General features: G+C 58.3%; 13 protein-coding genes. 11 read left to right on the top strand and 2 right to left on the bottom strand.

Annotated elements, in window-relative coordinates; genetic code table 11:
- Positions 1-106: 106 nt before the first annotated feature.
- Positions 107-370 (bottom strand): glycine zipper domain-containing protein, encoded by a 264-nt coding sequence (locus tag BJF91_RS17390; RefSeq protein ID WP_075616072.1) that lies wholly within the window; start codon positions 368-370, stop codon positions 107-109.
- A 530-nt stretch (positions 371-900) separates the two neighbouring features.
- On the opposite strand from BJF91_RS17390, the gene hemA reads away from it, so the two are divergent.
- Together hemA and BJF91_RS17380 are read left to right on the top strand one after the other, a co-directional pair.
- Entirely contained in the window at positions 901-2,115 is a 1,215-nt protein-coding gene (gene hemA, locus BJF91_RS17385) for a 5-aminolevulinate synthase (RefSeq protein WP_075615803.1), read from the top strand.
- Between the two features lie 77 nt (positions 2,116-2,192).
- The gene (locus BJF91_RS17380; protein WP_075615802.1) at positions 2,193-3,413 is read left to right on the top strand and encodes a serine hydrolase domain-containing protein; all 1,221 of its coding nucleotides are present in this window, start codon (positions 2,193-2,195) and stop codon (positions 3,411-3,413) included.
- A 3-nt stretch (positions 3,414-3,416) separates the two neighbouring features.
- Here the strand turns inward: BJF91_RS17380 and dxr are convergent, their stop codons facing one another.
- Positions 3,417-4,610, bottom strand: a complete 1,194-nt coding sequence (gene dxr, locus BJF91_RS17375; RefSeq protein ID WP_075615801.1) for a 1-deoxy-D-xylulose-5-phosphate reductoisomerase — start codon at positions 4,608-4,610, stop codon at positions 3,417-3,419.
- A gap of 641 nt (positions 4,611-5,251) precedes the next feature.
- On the opposite strand from dxr, the gene BJF91_RS17370 reads away from it, so the two are divergent.
- The 9 genes from BJF91_RS17370 (at position 5,252) to cheD (ending at position 13,317) form a co-directional block, all read left to right on the top strand.
- Positions 5,252-6,880, top strand: coding sequence for a globin-coupled sensor protein (locus BJF91_RS17370; RefSeq protein ID WP_075615800.1), 1,629 nt, complete (start codon positions 5,252-5,254; stop codon positions 6,878-6,880).
- A gap of 135 nt (positions 6,881-7,015) precedes the next feature.
- Positions 7,016-7,312, top strand: a complete 297-nt coding sequence (locus BJF91_RS17365; protein ID WP_075615799.1) for an STAS domain-containing protein — start codon at positions 7,016-7,018, stop codon at positions 7,310-7,312.
- A complete protein-coding gene (gene cheY1, locus BJF91_RS17360; protein WP_006726298.1) occupies positions 7,309-7,674 on the top strand; it encodes a chemotaxis response regulator CheY1 in 366 nt (121 codons plus the stop codon). Before BJF91_RS17365 ends, cheY1 begins: the two co-directional genes overlap by 4 nt.
- A 15-nt stretch (positions 7,675-7,689) precedes the next feature.
- Complete coding sequence (locus BJF91_RS17355) at positions 7,690-9,954, top strand: chemotaxis protein CheA (protein WP_075615798.1); 2,265 nt, start codon at positions 7,690-7,692, stop codon at positions 9,952-9,954.
- Between the two features lie 4 nt (positions 9,955-9,958).
- Positions 9,959-10,426: a chemotaxis protein CheW gene (locus BJF91_RS17350; protein ID WP_075615797.1), complete on the top strand. Its 468-nt coding sequence runs from the start codon at positions 9,959-9,961 to the stop codon at positions 10,424-10,426.
- Positions 10,423-11,331, top strand: coding sequence for a protein-glutamate O-methyltransferase CheR (gene cheR / locus BJF91_RS17345; RefSeq protein ID WP_075615796.1), 909 nt, complete (start codon positions 10,423-10,425; stop codon positions 11,329-11,331). The genes BJF91_RS17350 and cheR overlap by 4 nt, the downstream gene beginning before the upstream one ends.
- Positions 11,328-12,377 carry a protein-glutamate O-methylesterase CheB gene (cheB, locus tag BJF91_RS17340; protein WP_075615795.1) on the top strand — a complete coding sequence of 350 codons (1,050 nt, stop codon included), beginning with the start codon at positions 11,328-11,330 and terminating at the stop codon, positions 12,375-12,377. Before cheR ends, cheB begins: the two co-directional genes overlap by 4 nt.
- Positions 12,377-12,766 carry a response regulator gene (locus BJF91_RS17335; protein WP_015917356.1) on the top strand — a complete coding sequence of 130 codons (390 nt, stop codon included), beginning with the start codon at positions 12,377-12,379 and terminating at the stop codon, positions 12,764-12,766. The genes cheB and BJF91_RS17335 overlap by 1 nt, the downstream gene beginning before the upstream one ends.
- Positions 12,763-13,317 (top strand): chemoreceptor glutamine deamidase CheD, encoded by a 555-nt coding sequence (cheD, locus tag BJF91_RS17330; protein ID WP_075615794.1) that lies wholly within the window; start codon positions 12,763-12,765, stop codon positions 13,315-13,317. The genes BJF91_RS17335 and cheD overlap by 4 nt, the downstream gene beginning before the upstream one ends.
- The last annotated feature ends 174 nt before the right edge of the window (positions 13,318-13,491 follow it).

Raw genomic sequence — 13,491 nt, 5'->3', positions numbered from 1 at the left:
ACCGCCATCCCCAGTTGCGATCATACCCGAAAAGGCTGCCAAGTGTACCATTTCGGAATATATAAATTGAAAAGCGCTGGCGGCTGCCGCCAGCGCTTTGACTTTATCAGTAGCCGCGCGGGCAGCTGTCTACGTAGCGGCGACCGTAACGGTCGCGGTAGTAGCACTGTCCAGGCTGTTCGTTGACGCGGCCGATGATTGCGCCGGCGACACCGCCAACCGCTGCGCCGACGGCGGCACCGCGAACATTACCGGTGGCAAGGCCGCCGATGATCGCGCCAGACGCTGCGCCGATGCCCGCACCCTTTTCGGTCTGCGTGCAACCGGCAACAGCCAGGCCTGCCAGTACCAGTATGATAGCCTTCTTCATGTCCAACTCCACATTAGGTAAACCCGAAACCTGGTCGCCGTTTTCCGGCTCCGGTCTTCGGCGCGTCCGCCCCTGCTCTTCGTTATGCAGTATTATTTTTGTATCTTGATGCTTTTCCGAAGTTTTTCCGAAAAGGTCATCGCCGAAACATATAGCTGATGTCACGAATGTCCATCCGAAAACCAATGATTTTTAGCATGCACTCAATAGGTTTGATGCGTAAGCCAACTCGCCTGTTTTTATAGCTGTCCGGCAAGGTAGACTCGACCAATCTCAATGGTACGGTAACGTATGATCAAGACTTTTTATTTAGACATACCTAAAAAACATATGGTGGCGTGAGCATGGTCGTTTCGGCAAGCTTGACACAGATCAAATCTGTCTCCGTGCCGTTCGGCTAAGTCTTTGACAACGGCGATGGCGCCGGAGGGTCCGCGCCATTTGTCGCAGTTTAGAATCACTTTACAAAAGGGGTTGACCGCTGCCCCGAACGATCTCAAAAGAGATTGAGAAAGATTGGAGCAGGCGCAATGGACTTCGAAGCGTTTTTCAAGAGCGAACTGGACGGCCTGCACGAAGAAGGACGATACCGGGTTTTTGCCGATCTTGAGCGCCAGCGCGGCCAGTTTCCCCGGGCTACCCGCTACACCGAAAATGGTTCGCACGACGTCACCGTATGGTGTTCGAACGACTATCTCGGCATGGGCCAGAACCAGGCTGTGGTCGAGGCGATGAAAAGCACCATCGATCACTGTGGCGCGGGTGCTGGAGGCACCCGGAATATCTCTGGTACGAACCATTATCATGTCCTGCTCGAGCAGGAACTTGCCGACCTGCATGGCAAGGAATCCGCGCTGATCTTCACGTCGGGCTATATTTCCAATTGGGCGACGCTCGGCACGCTCGGCCAGAAAATCCCCGGCCTGATTATTTTCTCCGATGCTCTCAACCATGCTTCGATGATCGAAGGCATTCGCTATGCGAAATGCGAACGTGTCATCTGGAAGCACAACGACTTGAAGGATCTGGAAGCCAAGCTGAAGGCTGCCGATCCCAAGGCTCCGAAGCTGATCGCGTTCGAAAGCGTCTATTCCATGGATGGCGACATCGCGCCGATCAACGAGATCTGCGATCTTGCCGATCGGTACGGCGCCATGACCTATCTCGATGAAGTGCATGCCGTTGGCATGTATGGCCCGCGCGGCGGCGGCGTTGCCGAGCGCGAAGGGATCATGGACCGGCTGACGATCATCGAAGGCACGCTCGGCAAGGCCTTTGGCGTGATGGGCGGCTATATCACCGCCTCGACGGCGCTGTGTGATTTCATCCGCTCTTTCGCTTCTGGCTTCATCTTTACCACGGCATTGCCGCCGTCGCTGGCGGCTGGTGCGGTCGCGTCGATCCGGCATCTGAAGACCAGCCAGATCGAGCGTTTCGCCCACCAGGAACGCGTCCGCCGCTTGCGGTCGCTGCTCGATGCGCGCGGTATTCCGCATATGCCCAATCCGAGCCATATCGTTCCCGTGATGGTCGGCGATGCCGCGAAGTGCAAATGGATCTCCGATATCCTGCTCGATAACTTCAATATCTACGTGCAGCCGATCAACTATCCGACGGTGCCAAAGAAGACCGAGCGCCTGCGCATCACCCCGACGCCGCTGCACAGCGATGCCGATATCGATCATCTGGTCGGCGCCCTGCATCAGCTCTGGTCGCGTTGCGCTTTGGCCCGCGCTGTCGCCTGATTTTTCACATTTCGCCCTTGCATGAGTTGTGCGGGTCATGGTCACATGGCCCGCATTTGCGTTGAGGGAGAATGGGAATGTCGATAGTGGAGCGGGTCAATCTTGTGCTGGAAGAGGCGGTGTCCAGCGAGACGCTCGTCGGCGCCGTGGTCATGGTGTTTCGCCATGGGCAGCCGGTCTTGCGGCGGGCAATCGGCTATGCCGACCGGGAGGCCCGCATTCCCGTCGGCTTCGACACGATCTTTCGTTTTGCTTCGGTGACCAAACCCTTCGTCGCGCTGACGGCGCTGAGCCAGATCGACAAGGGCTTGCTTGGTCTTGACGATCTCGTTGCCGACCATCTGCCCTGGTTCCGACCGAAGACGCCGACGGGCAAGCCAGCGCCCATCACGGTGCGGCATCTGCTGACCCATACATCCGGCCTGACCTATGACCCCGCGCTGCAAAGATTGCCGCGCGAGCGGGCCATTACTCTCGGCCTGCTCGATACCGACCTTACGCTTGAGGAAAATTTCAGCCGCCACAATGCTATACCGCTCGCCTTTGCGCCTGGCGAGCGCTGGGCCTATTCGATCAGCATCGACATTCTCGGGGCTGTTGTCGCCAAGGTCCATGGCGAGCAGGCGCAGCAGCAAGAGGCAAGCGCGGAGCCAGCTGCTGCTGCGAGCCCGCTGGCGCGTCATTTCGATTCCATCGAAAGCAGGACGGTGCTGGAGGCTGCTGTCGTCGCGCATGTCTGCGAGCCCTTGCGGCTTGCCGACGCCCGTTTCCATGTCACGGACATGGCGCGTCTGGCGGTGCCCTATCGCGATGGCGAGCAAAGAGCGGAACGGATGGAAGATCGCTGGCAGGCGACCGCGCCCTGGGGTGGCGAGGGGCCGGTGTTTTCACCCTCTCGGATCTTCAATCCGCGTGCTTTCCAATCCGGTGGCGGGGGCATGGCCGGAACAGCGCTCGATGTGCTGACATTGCTTGAGACCATCAGGACCGGCGGAGGATCATTGATCTCGCCGGACCTCGCCAAAGCTGCCTTGACGAACCAAATCGGTGAAGTCCCGATGGGTCTCGATGGCAAACGGTTCAGTTTTCTAGGCGCCGTTATCACCGATCCCGCTGCTGCCAAGACAGCGCTTCCGGCCGGAGCGGTGCAGTGGGGCGGCGTCTACGGCAATACCTGGTTTATCGTGCCCGAGGCAGGCCTGACGGTGGTCAGCATGAGCAATACCGCGCTTGAGGGATGCGACGGCGCCTATGCCGAGCGCCTGCGCGCTGCGGTTTGCGAAGATCTAGATTTGTGAGGTTTAAGCCGCCCGGCGCGTCTTAAGGATTGCCTCTCGGGCGCGGTCGCGTGCTTCTGCGTCGGCAGCAAAGATGTCCGATATCGTCGAGGCCGGTGCAAGACCGCAGAGGTCGTCCATGACGGCCTCGACCACGTCTGCCATGGCGAGAAAGCCGATCTTCCCTTCGACGAAGGCCTCGAAAGCGCACTCTTCGGCTGCGTTCAGTACCGCTCCCTGCAGGCCGCCGCGTTCCAGTGCGGTGCGGGCCAGCCGGATTGCCGGAAAGCGCTCAAGGTCCGGGGCTTCGAAATCCAGCCGAGCCAGGGTGGTGAAGTCTAGCCGGTCGACATTGAGCGCCGACCGGTTCGGATAGCTGAGGGCATAGCCAATTGCGGTGCGCATGTCCGGCACGCCAAGTTGCGCCAGAACGGAGCCATCGGCATAACCGACCATGGAATGGACGATCGACTGAGGATGGACGATGACCTCGATCTGGTCGGGCGTGAGGTCGAAGAGGTGCTTGGCCTCGATCATTTCCAACGCCTTGTTGAACATCGAGGCGCTGCCAACGGATACTTTCAGCCCCATCGACCAGTTCGGATGGGTGCGGGCTGTCTCGACGTTGACATCGGCCATCTGTTCGCGGCTGAAGGTGCGGAAGGGACCGCCGGAGGCGGTGAGAACGACGCGTTCCAGCGCTTCGCGATGACGCTCGTCAAGGCATTGGAAAATCGCGGAATGCTCGCTGTCGACGGGGATAAGCTTGCCGCCGCCCCGACGCACTGCCTCGACGAACAACTCTCCGGCCGAAACGAGGCATTCCTTGTTGGCAAGTGCAATGTCGGCGCCGCGTGCCGCGGCGGTCAAGGTTGGCTGTAATCCCGCTGTGCCGACGATAGCCGCCATTACCCAGTCGGCTTCGAGACTGGCAGCTTCCTGCAAACCACTGGTGCCGGCACCCACGGCAATGCCGCTGCCGGATAGAAGATCTTTCAATGCCTGGTACTGTGTGTCATCGGACGTAACGGCAAGTTTGGCGCCAAAAGAGCGCGCTTGCTCGGCTAGTAGCGCGACGTTGCCGTGTCCGGTCAGCGCCATTATCTCGAAACTGTCACGCTCGCCCGTCTGCCTGATCACATCGAGCGTATTGGTGCCAATCGAGCCGGTCGACCCCAGGACGGTCAGTCGGCGAGGCTGAGACGTGACGGTATTCATTGATCTATCCGGCAATTGCAGCTGTTGCCCATGCCTCTACAGGGGAATGGACAAGGCGGCAAGCGGCAACGATTGATAAGCACAACCATGCGGCGTGTGCTGCGGAAGGTCGGTCAACGCCCGGGAAACACCCGACAGAACCGACTTGCGTCAGACTGGATCAAAATGTCGGCATGGCTGTTATCGTCGGCTTCAGCCGCTCGTTCAGCGAAACAACAGCGATCGTGCTTGCTGCGATCAGCGCAGCTCCAATTGCGAGAACAATCATTGCTCTACCCTTTCAGCCTTAGAACGGCTCATGCCTTATTAACACAACTTAACCTTGCTCGAGGCTTAATCGGCGGAAGGGAAGATCACAAATCGATTCCAATTTTAATAAAATCGCAGTAAAGTCGATGATGCTAATAAATGTTAACCTCCAGTCAACGAATTAACCATAAAGATTATAAGACACGGCGGAATGGGCGCTTCGCGACCCACCGGGCATGATGCCAGTCCCACCGTACCGGGTTCGATCCGGTATCTCCACGAAAGAGCGATAGTCTTGCGAACGCTGCGTGCATACGCCTGCGTCCAGGGCTTGAAACGGGTGATGGCGGTCAGTTCCTGTTTGAAAGGGCTGATTTTGCGGGGATTGGCAATTGGTTCAGCATGCAGAGGCAGAACGGGCAGGTGGATCGCAGGCGGGAAGCCTGCGTGACCGGCTTAATTTTGCCGGCCTGGATCAGGACGCCTGCAACTTGCTGCGTCGCCACAGGGCAGATTTGGAGCCGGAGGTCGAGGCTGGCCTGCGCGAGCTGTTCCGTCGGCTGCAGACCGCGCCCGAAGCATCGCGTCAATTTACTGGCGAGCGTCAGATCGATCGGCTCCACGATCTCTACGTTTCTCATTGGGACGTAATGACGGATGCGCGGTTCGACGCGCTCTACGCTGAACGCGTCAAGGTTCTCTCCGATAGCCAGAGCCGCATGGGGCTCGACCCGCGCTGGCAGATTGCCGGTCACGCCATCGTTCTAGAACGGTTGGTCGCGGCGGTCTTTGCCGATCTTGCCAACCGTGGCTTCCTGCCGTCGTCGCGCAAGCGTGCCAGCGAGTTGCAGGCTCTGGTCGCGGCGTTAATCCGCCTGGTCATGGTCGATGTCGAAATCGCTGTGTCGCTGCGATTCAATGAGTTGCGTCTCAAGCATCACCGCGACCTTTCCGAACTGCGCCGTAAGGAACGCTCTTGCGTGACCGACCTGTTCAACGATGCCTTTGCCGCGCTGTCCCATGGAGATCTGTCTTGCCGGTTGCGGAAGGACGTTCCTGAGGAATACAGCGATCTGGTGGCAAGCTTCAACGGTGCGATGGACAGCATATGCGCTGCCGTTTCGCAGATGGACGCCAATCGTCGCAAGGCCGAAGAGGCGAGCCTGACGCTTGGCGAGCATGGCGTCGCTCTTGGCGCGCGGGCCGATGCAACGGCTGTCGATCTTGATGCCGCAAGTGCTGGCCTGCGCAAGGTCAGCGAAACCGTCAGCCGCAGTGCTGCGCAATCCAAGGCAACCGAAAATGCCGTCGGTATGACCGTAAAGGCGGTTGAGGCGAGCGGCGAGGTCGTCGGTAAGGCCATTGCGGCCATGGCAGATATCGAGGCTTCGGCCGAGCAGATCGGCCATATCATCGGCTCGATCGACGAAATTGCCTTCCAGACCAATCTTCTGGCGCTGAATGCAGGGATCGAAGCGGCCCGGGCTGGAGATTCCGGACGCGGCTTTGCCGTGGTCGCCCAGGAAGTGCGGGCGTTGGCCCAGCGGTCAGCTGAGAGCGCTCGCGAAATCAAAGCGCTCGTCGCCGCGACGAAAAATCAGGTCGAGGCTGGCGTCGAGATGGTCAATCGGACGCAGGGCGCGATCTCCAATATCGTTACCCAGGTCGTCGACATCAATCAGTCCGTATCCGTCATGGCCGGTGAGACCGCCCGGCAAGCCGAGGCTTTGGGCGGGCTCGCAAGCGTTTTGGAAGCGCAGGGCGAAGCCGCACGCACCAATGCTGACTGGTCGAGAAAGACGGCTGAAGACAGCAGCGATCTGCACACTGTGATCGTGGAACTGGGCAGGACCGTTCGCCAGTTTACGATTGAGCGCGGCCAATATCGCCATGATGCACCATCACAGGCCTATCCGGTGCCGGTTGCTGCCGCTGTCGAAGGCACACTACCCGCATTTGCAGAAGACTTCGACGGGCACGATTTTTTAGTACCGATTCGGGCTGGAGGCCTGTCGATGTGAGCGGTTTATTTACTTACCTCTTATACAACAGACCGAGGTTCCGGGTGAAAACTGCTTTCCGTGCCGGAGAAGCGGGAGTTTTTAACCGTCAGACCCTTCAGGGGACTACAGAGAGAAACAGTAGGGAAACAGTCTATGGCGAGCAAGAAAGGCGCACCGGCACAGCTTAAGCTGGCATCGGTGCTGGACTTGAATGAAGCGTCTCAGCTCAAGGACAAGCTTCTGTCCATGCGGGGAGGGGCACTAGAGATCGACGCATCCGGCGTTGAGCGCATGGGAGCTCTGTGCGCCCAGGTACTCGTGTCGGGCGCAAAGACCTGGGAAGAAGACAAGCATACGTTTTCGATCAAGCAGGCGTCAGACGCTTTTAACAAAACTATTCAGCTCTTGGGCTTGAACAACGATCAACTGATCGCGGAGATCCGGCAATGAAAAAGAAAGTATTAACCGTGGATGATTCCAGAACCATCCGCAACATGTTGCTCGTTACCCTCAACAATGCGGGTTTCGAGACGATCCAGGCTGAAGACGGTGTCGAAGGCCTCGAAGTGCTTGAAGAATGCAATCCTGACGTGATCGTCACGGACATCAACATGCCCCGTCTCGACGGCTTTGGTTTCATCGAAGGGGTTCGTCGCAACGAGAAGTATCGCGCCGTGCCGATTCTCGTGCTGACGACCGAAAGCGATGCGGAGAAGAAGAACCGGGCTCGCCAAGCTGGCGCCACCGGTTGGATCGTCAAGCCCTTCGACCCGACGAAACTGATCGATGCGATTGAACGTGTAACCGCCTAACGGGGTCTGACTTCGATGGATATGAACGAAATCAAAGAGATCTTTTTTCAGGAATGCGAAGAACAGCTCGCAGAACTGGAATCCGGTCTTCTGAAAATGAACGATGGGGATCGTGACCCGGAAACGGTGAATGCCGTATTCCGTGCCGTTCACTCCATCAAGGGAGGCGCAGGCGCGTTCGGTCTGGACGATCTCGTTGCCTTCGCTCACGTTTTTGAGACCACTCTTGATTGTGTTCGTTCCAATAAGTTGGAGCCGGGCGTCGAAGTCATGAAGGTGATGCTCAAGTCGGCTGACGTACTCGCCGACCTGACCAATGCCTCCCGTGACGGCGGTAGCGTTGATCCCTCGCGCTCGAGCGGCCTCGTCAAGGAACTGGAAGCTCTGGCCAAGGGTGAACTTCCCTCCTCATCCGGCGCGCCAGCTGCGGCTCCTGCAAAGGCGGCTGCAAAGCCTGCGCCTGCCGCAGCTCCTACTGACGACAGCGGTTTTGCGCCGATCCCCTTCTCTTTCGACGAATTCTCCGAAGAAGAGCCGCCGATCGCGCCTGCGACGCTGGAAGTCACATTCAAGCCGCGCCGCGATCTTTATGCCAAGGGCAACGATGCGACGCTGCTTCTGCGCGATCTGTCGCGCATTGGTGAAGTCAGCCTGAACTGCAATACCAGCGCCGTTCCGACGCTCGAATCCCTTGATCCCGAAGAAGCCTATTTCTTCTGGAAGATCCTGGTGAAGAGCGAAAAGGGCGAAGATGGCGTCAGAACCATCTTTGAATTCGCTGAGTGGGACTGCGATCTTGAAGTCAAGGAGCAGGAAGTCTCGGCGAGCGATGGCACCGAAGAGTTGCCAATGACTCCCGTGCCTTTCGATCTGTCGGCTCTCGATGACGACACCGGCGCAGAGGTCGAAGACAACGGTGCCGATCTGGTTGCCGAAGCAGTCGAAGCCGCCGATACCGCCAGCAAGGTGGTCAAGCTGGCCGGTGCTGCCCGGGAAAAGAAGGAATCGCCGAGCGCTGCCGCAGCGGCGGCCGCAGCAGCCGCAGCCGCCCAGAACCAGGCAAATTCTGCCGCAGGCCAGACGATCCGCGTCGATCTCGACCGCGTCGACCGCCTGATCAATCTGGTAGGCGAACTCGTCATCAACCAGGCCATGCTCTCCCAGAGCGTTATCGAGAACGATGCAAACGGCACGTCCTCGATCAATATGGGCCTGGAAGAACTGCAGCAGCTGACCCGCGAGATCCAGGACTCGGTCATGGCGATCCGCGCGCAGCCGGTCAAGCCGGTCTTCCAGCGCATGTCACGTATCGTTCGTGAAGTTGCGGACATGGTCGGCAAGTCCATCCGTCTGGTGACGGAAGGTGAAAACACCGAAGTGGACAAGACGGTCATCGATAAGCTGGCCGAGCCGCTGACCCACATGATCCGTAACGCCGTCGACCACGGTATCGAGACGCCGGAAAAGCGTACTGCCGCCGGTAAGAACCCCGAAGGTACTGTTAAACTGACGGCAAAGCATCGTTCTGGCCGTATTGTCATCGAACTTGTCGATGACGGTGCCGGTATCAATCGCGAACGGGTGCGTCAGAAAGCTATCGATAACGACATCATCCCAGCGGATGCCAATCTCTCGGATGAAGAAATCGACAATCTGATCTTCATGCCGGGCTTCTCAACCGCCGACAAGATCTCCGACATTTCCGGTCGCGGCGTTGGTATGGACGTTGTGAAGCGCTCGATCCAGGCGCTGGGCGGCCGTATCTCGATCAGCTCGCGTCCGGGCCATGGCTCTACCTTCACCATGAGCCTTCCGCTGACGCTTGCAGTTCTGGATGGCATGGTCGTGACCGTTGCCGGCCAAACCCTGGTCGTGCCGCTGACCGCGATTGTCGAAACCCTGCAGCCGGAAGCCCAGAACATCCATTCCTTTGGTGCCAACCAGCGGCTGATTTCGATCCGCAACAGCTTCTGCCCTCTGGTAGACGTCGGCCGGATCCTGAATTTCCGCTCGGTGCAGGCCAACCCGATCGACGGCGTTGCGCTCCTGGTGGAATCCGAAGGTGGCGGTCAGCGTGCCTTGATGGTCGATGCCATCCAAGGTCAGCGCCAGGTCGTGATCAAGAGCCTCGAAGCAAACTATACCCATGTGCCCGGCATTGCCGCGGCAACCATTCTGGGCGACGGCCGTGTGGCTCTCATCCTGGACGTGGATGCTGTCGTCGCTGCCTCGCGCGGTCAGTCACTCAAGCAGGAAATGTCGTTAGCTGTCGCAGGATAGTCTCATGTCGAATGCGGTCAAAAACATCGTCCAGGGCAATCGCGATCTGATCGCGTTCCGTATCGGTGATCAAGAGTTTTGCGTCAATATCATGCAGGTGCGGGAAATCCGTGGATGGACCCCCGCAATGCCATTGCCGCATTCTCCGCATTACGTGGTCGGCGTCATCAACTTGCGTGGTGCCGTCCTGCCGATCGTCGACCTGGCGGTGCGGCTTGGCCTGAGACGGACCGAACCGACCGTGCGCCATGTTATCATTGTCGTTCAGACCAAGACGAAAGTCGTCGGTCTTCTGGTCGACGCCGTGTCCGATGTCCTGACTGTGACAGACGAGACGATACAGCCGATGCCCGAGGTCTCTTCGGACCTCGAGCGTCAATATGCACGGGGGATACTTGCCATCGACAAGCGGATGATCTGTTTGATCGAGCTGGCAGGCCTTTTCTCAGAAGCGGAAAGTGAAGCGGCATGATATCGACCTTTTCTGCGCAGAGCCGCCAATCGGACGACGAAGTCATGGCCAGCGGCGAGTATCCGCTGACACGGCGCGATCTCAACGAGATCGCTGCCATGATTTACGCCGATGCGGGGATTGCGCTGAACGACTCCAAGGCTTCCTTGGTCTATTCCAGGCTGTCGAAACACATCCGCAATCTGGGTTTGCGCGGTTTTCGCGAATATTGCGCACTTGTCTCCTCGCAGGAGGGGGCAGCAGCGCGGCGCGAGATGCTGTCGCATCTGACAACGAATTTCACTCGCTTCTTCCGCGAAAACCATCACTTCGACCATCTGCGCACCGAGGTGCTGCCGGGGCTTATCAACCGCGCTAAATCCGGGGGCCGGGTGCGGATCTGGTCGGCCGCCTGTTCCGACGGCCAGGAACCTTATTCGATCGCGTTGACGGTCCTGTCGTTGTTGCCGAATGCTGCAGATTACGACTTCCGTATCCTGGCAACCGATATCGATCCGAAGATCCTGGCGCTTGCTCGGGCAGGTGCCTATGACGAGACCGCGCTTGAAACCATCAGCCCGGCCATGCGCAAGCAATGGTTCCGTGAAGTCGATATTGGCGGACGCCGTAAGTTCCAGGTCGATGACAAGCTGAAGAAGCTGATTACCTTCAACGAGTTGAATCTGATGGCGCAGTGGCCGCTCAAGGGGCCGTTCGATGTGATTTTCTGCCGGAACGTTGTGATCTATTTCGACGAGCCGACCCAGGTGAAGATATGGTCTCGTTTCGCCGGATTATTGCCGGAGGGCGGTCATCTGTATATCGGCCATTCCGAGCGCGTATCGGGCGATCCGAAGAACCTGTTCGATAACATCGGTATCACGACCTACAAATATACCGGCAAGACTGGAGGGCGCAAAGCATGACATCAGCAGCTCGCGTTCTCGTCGTTGACGACAGCCCGACCATGCGTGGGTTGATCACCGCGGTTTTGAATTCCGATCCGGAAGTCAGCGTCATTGGCCAGGCCAAGGACGCCATGGAAGCGCGCGCGGCCATCAAAGAACTCAATCCCGATGTCGTTACCCTCGACATTGAAATGCCGAACATGAACGGCCTCGAGTTCCTGGAAAAGATCATGCGGCTGCGGCCCATGCCTGTGATCATGGTCTCGACCATGACCCATAGGGGTGCTGAAGCGACGCTTGCCGCGCTCGAAATCGGCGCTTTCGACTGCGTCGGTAAGCCAATGCCCGGTGAGCCACGTCCGTTCGGCGATCTCGCGGAGAAGGTCAAGGCGGCTGCCCGTTCGCAGCGCCGGCCAATCAGGTCGACGGGGCCTGCCGCAGCAACGGTCACTGCACCTGCGCCAGATTTCAGGGTCGGGCGCAAGATCGTGGCAATCGGTTCGTCGACCGGCGGTGTCGAAGCCTTGATTGCTGTGCTCCAGAAGTTTCCACGCAATTGTCCGCCGACGGTCATTACGCAACATATGCCACCAACCTTCACCAAGAGCTTTGCGGAGAGGTTGAACCGGCTGTGCGCTCCTGTCGTCGAGGAAGCAACCGATGGTGCAAGATTGCAGATCGGCAAGATCTATCTCGCACCCGGTGGCGAGCGGCATCTGCAGGTGGTGAATGCCTCCGCGCCAAGCTGCCGTTTGCTGGAATCTTCTCCGGTCAACGGCCATCGGCCTTCGGTCGATGTTCTCTTCGACTCGGTGGCGGAATTGGCTGGACGCAATGCTGTCGGGGTCATACTGACGGGTATGGGGCGCGATGGAGCGTCTGGATTGCTCAAAATGCGAAGTGCAGGGGCGCGGACCATAGGGCAGAACGAAAAGACCTGTGTGGTCTATGGCATGCCTCGCGTCGCCCATGAACTGGGTGCTGTCGAGCATCAATTGCCGCTTGGCTCAATCGGCGAAGAAATTCTCAAACTAACGGCCGCACGGAAAGAAGGTTACGAATAATGTCAATAGCTGAAAAAATTAAGGTCCTGATTGTGGACGACCAGGTGACCAGCCGTCTGCTTCTCAGCGACGCACTGACCCAGCTTGGATTCAAGCAGATCACGGCCGCCGGCGATGGTGAGCAGGGCATGAAGATCATGGCCCAGCAGCCCCACCACCTGGTGATTTCGGACTTCAACATGCCGAAGATGGACGGGCTTGGCCTTCTGCAGGCGGTTCGGGCCAACCCGGCGACGAAGAAGGCCGCCTTCATCATTCTGACCGCGCAGGGGGATAGGGCGCTGGTTCAGAAGGCGGCGCAATTGGGAGCTAACAACGTTCTCGCCAAGCCGTTTACCATCGAGAAGATGAAGGCGGCCATCGAAGCTGTTTTCGGAGCATTAAAATGAGTGACGAAGCTGCGGCTCGTAGGGTCCATATTATTCAAGGTGAGTACAAGGTAGTCAGCGACCCTGGTGTCGTGCTGTCAACCATCCTGGGTTCCTGCGTGGCTGCATGCATACGTGATCCCATTGCAGGCGTTGGCGGCATGAACCATTTCCTCCTGCCGGGATCTGCAAATCCCGGCATGGGGGGCGGGGATGCGACCCGCTATGGCGTCCATCTGATGGAGCTTCTGATCAACGGCCTACTGAAGAAGGGCGCCCGCCGTGATCGGCTGGAAGCCAAGATCTTCGGTGGTGCGAAGACCATCGCCACCTTCTCGAATGTCGGCGAGCAGAATGCCGCCTTTGCGGTGCAGTTCCTGCGCGACGAAGGCATCAAGGTGGTTGGCTCTTCCACGGGTGGGGAACATGGACGGAAACTGGAGTTTTGGCCCGTGAGTGGTCGTGCCCGTCAGTACCCGCTGACCGGAGCAGAAACCCAGAAGACCGTGGCCATGGAACAGCGTCCGGTCAAAGTCGAAAAGCCCGTCGAGAGCTCTATCGAGTTTTTCTAATAAAACCTATTTTATACGCAATCCGGATTTGTGCTCGTTGCGTATAAGTTGGGTAGTCGCCAGTTCGACGTTTTCGGACAAGGCTGCCATGAAAAGACTGCTCAACTACAGGTGATGTTCTTCTTCTGGCTCTCGGTTTACTGGAAATTGACGTTCATCAGAATAGGGTATGTA

The organism is Gillisella taibaishanensis (genome assembly GCF_001938985.1).
GTDB classification, from domain to species: Bacteria; Pseudomonadota; Alphaproteobacteria; order Rhizobiales; family Rhizobiaceae; genus Allorhizobium; species Allorhizobium taibaishanense.
The sequence above is the reverse complement of the archived record's forward strand: the minus strand, read 5'-3'. Positions and strand labels throughout refer to the sequence as shown.